The sequence below is a fragment of the Desulfothermus sp. genome (assembly GCF_053993635.1).
Genome location: NZ_JBMYBT010000114.1, coordinates 1 through 2684 on the forward strand (window position 1 = coordinate 1; position 2684 = coordinate 2684).

The 2684-nt window shown below is 38.1% G+C and carries 2 protein-coding genes, 5 tRNA genes and 1 rRNA gene; all 8 read right to left on the reverse strand.

Features of this window, described 5'->3' with window-relative positions; translation table 11 throughout:
- Nucleotides 1–1195, reverse strand: a 1195-nt coding sequence (locus tag ACY2V1_RS08420) for a YcaO-like family protein (protein WP_461834354.1), incomplete at its 3' end; no start/stop codon positions are given.
- 34 nt (nucleotides 1196–1229) lie between these two features.
- Nucleotides 1230–1937 (reverse strand): class I SAM-dependent methyltransferase, encoded by a 708-nt coding sequence (locus ACY2V1_RS08425; protein WP_461834355.1) that lies wholly within the window; start codon nucleotides 1935–1937, stop codon nucleotides 1230–1232.
- Nucleotides 1938–2069: 132 nt separating this feature from the next.
- Nucleotides 2070–2141 (reverse strand) — tRNA-Cys (locus tag ACY2V1_RS08430).
- 16 nt (nucleotides 2142–2157) lie between these two features.
- A tRNA-Gly gene (locus ACY2V1_RS08435) sits at nucleotides 2158–2230 on the reverse strand.
- 46 nt (nucleotides 2231–2276) lie between these two features.
- Nucleotides 2277–2353: transfer RNA gene (locus ACY2V1_RS08440), tRNA-Met, on the reverse strand.
- A gap of 9 nt (nucleotides 2354–2362) precedes the next feature.
- Nucleotides 2363–2437, reverse strand: a tRNA-Glu gene (locus tag ACY2V1_RS08445).
- A gap of 9 nt (nucleotides 2438–2446) precedes the next feature.
- Nucleotides 2447–2519: transfer RNA gene (locus ACY2V1_RS08450), tRNA-Lys, on the reverse strand.
- Between the two features lie 50 nt (nucleotides 2520–2569).
- A 5S ribosomal RNA gene (gene rrf, locus ACY2V1_RS08455) occupies nucleotides 2570–2684 on the reverse strand; the annotation flags it as partial.

A 2684-nucleotide genomic window follows, 5' to 3' on the forward strand; every position in this document is an offset into this window, starting at 1 on the left:
TTCTTCCAACAAAGAGTCCTACACTTGGATATTTGCTCCTCTCTCTAAATAAAAATCCAGGTACAAAGTTATAATTACAGGGGATATTTATCTTTGGGTGGGTGGTGTTTATTGAGTATAAATTAAACCCAAGGTCTTTTAATTTTGAGGATAGCCTAATGAGTTCAACATAAAGATCCTGATCACTTATGTCTGGAAGTGTTGAGATATTAATTACATCTCCTTTCATTACCCAGGCAGCTTCATCAATACTTTTAAACTTTCTAAGGCCTGAAGGCTCATATCTGCTATTAGTACAAAAATCACCGGCAAGTTGGGCAACTTCTGTAAGTGCTCTAATAGCTGCTTTGTTAGGAGAAGTTGCAGTCCCTGCAGTAAAGACTATTTCACTTTTTTTAGGAAAGGTTGATGGATCATAGGCTAGGGCTCCTATAGTGGGAACTCCCATATTTAAAGAAAAATCTTTTAACCACAACTTTATATTATTTTTTTTAAAACAAGAAATAAGATCTAGAGCAACAGGATCCTTAATAGATTGTAAATCAATAGTTGGAACGATTCTTTCTCCCCTATCTATTATTGCACTAACATGCCTTTCAACAAGCTCACATGCCCCTTGTAGAATAGACTCTTCAAAGGTATTACCTGCAGAGGATCCATTGTACTCATTTAGTTGTTTAAACCAATCTCCTGGAACCATTACATCTTTATTGTCAGAAACCAAATATGCCTTACAAAACTTCCATCTAACAAGGTCTAAAACCTTATGTAGATCTCTTATGTTAAGTGAATCATCTACAGATTTTAAAATCTCCTTATCATCTATTAAGGAAATATCTTTAAATTTTTCTCTAGCTTCGGTCCATGTAAGATGTGAAAAATTTTCATCACGTTCCCAAAAAGAAAAAAAGCTATACCTTTCAACAAGTTCCATAATAGCAGAGGCTTCTGCTTGGGAAGGAGACGCACCCTTTCCCATCTGTTTTTTTGATGGACATATTTTTTTGGCCTCGTCTCCGTATATGGAAAAAAATACAGGGATACCAAGACGACCGGTGTCAATTCTCTTGGTTTCGAGAAGAATATTTCTACCAAACCGCTTTAAAACGCCTTTGACATAACTTACGGTCTCATCAGGCGTTCTGGCTTTATCTAAATCCCTACTATATACCTTTAAACAACTTTTAAGTTTCATTTTATCGCATACCTCTTTTCTACTTAGCTCTAGCCTACTTTAGCCTTAACCTAATTATAGAGCACAAATGTCTTTCTCCCTTATCATTTCCCACTTCTTTAAAACCAATGTATTTCTCATCTATAGTAAAGTGATCTTTGGCTAGTTTGAAAAATTTTTTTGCCTTAAGATGATAATCCTTGGCCAAAATAACAGTGGAATCTTTGTCCATGTGGTTAAGAAAAAATTTAACAAGAGGTCTGTAATGTTCCTGTCTATAAAGAACCTCTGAACCTATAATGTATTTAAATTTTTTGTTCAATCTATCCCTAGTAAAATCAATTTTTTTTACCCTTGCATTCTCAGATAGGTTATTTTTTATTATGTTGATCTGAGATATCATTAAAGAGTCTTCATCAATATCTGAGATTGTCACATCAAAACCAAGTTTAGCAGCAATAAGACCACAAATACCCATGCCAGCACCTATCTCAAGCAAACTATCATCCTTTTGCCTAGGTATTCTATGTAAAACATAACCAAGAAGAATAGACGTAGGCCATATTTTAGCCCAAAAAGGCAGCTCAAGTCTTTGGCCATCTTTAACCTGGTCAGCAAGTTTATCGATATAATCTTCCAAATTCAAAATTTTAACAACTAATAGACGTGTATCCATAATAGCGATTTCTTCAAAATCAATATCAAACTTTTCCTTAATCTTATTTACAAGCTCCTCATAGGACATATCATATATATTGGTCATAAAACTTCCTCCAAATCCAGGCTATCTACCTGGCTTACAAATAGGTGATACAATATTTTCAAAAAACCTTTGCTGTTATTAAAAGAAAAGGCCAAGCTCAAATATCTGAGCTTGGCCTTTTAAATCGTTTTAAGGCGGCTTCCGGATTCGAACCGGAGAATGGAGGTTTTGCAGACCTCTGCCTTACCACTTGGCTAAGCCGCCTTTTTATTGTACATGAAGCGGGTGACGGGACTTGAACCCGCGACTTCAACCTTGGCAAGGTTGCACTCTACCAACTGAGTTACACCCGCTAACTGACCTGTTTTATAATAAACCATTAAGGTTATGTCAACATTTTGGTAGCGGGGCCAGGATTTGAACCTGGGACCTTCGGGTTATGAGCCCGACGAGCTACCAGACTGCTCCACCCCGCATCACTTTAACGTCCCCAAGGGGATTTGAACCCCTGTTACCGGCGTGAGAGGCCGGCGTCCTGGGCCGAGCTAGACGATGGGGACCTATTTTTATGGGTCGTGCAGGATTCGAACCTGCGACTCTCGGCTTAAAAGGCCGATACTCTACCTACTGAGTTAACGACCCAACATTTTCTTTATAATATATTTTAGTTTTTCTTGTCAAATGAAAAAATGTCCTGGCAGCTACCTACTTTCCCACGGATTAGGTTCCGCAGTATCATCGGCGGTGGAGGGCTTAACTTCCGAGTTCGGAATGGGTTCGGGTGTTTCCCCTCCCCTATGGCCACCA

Coding starts and splice junctions, on each gene's coding strand:
- ACY2V1_RS08425 (WP_461834355.1), bottom strand. CDS start 1,937: ATGACCAATATATATGATATGTCCTATGAGGAGCTTGTAAATAAGATT.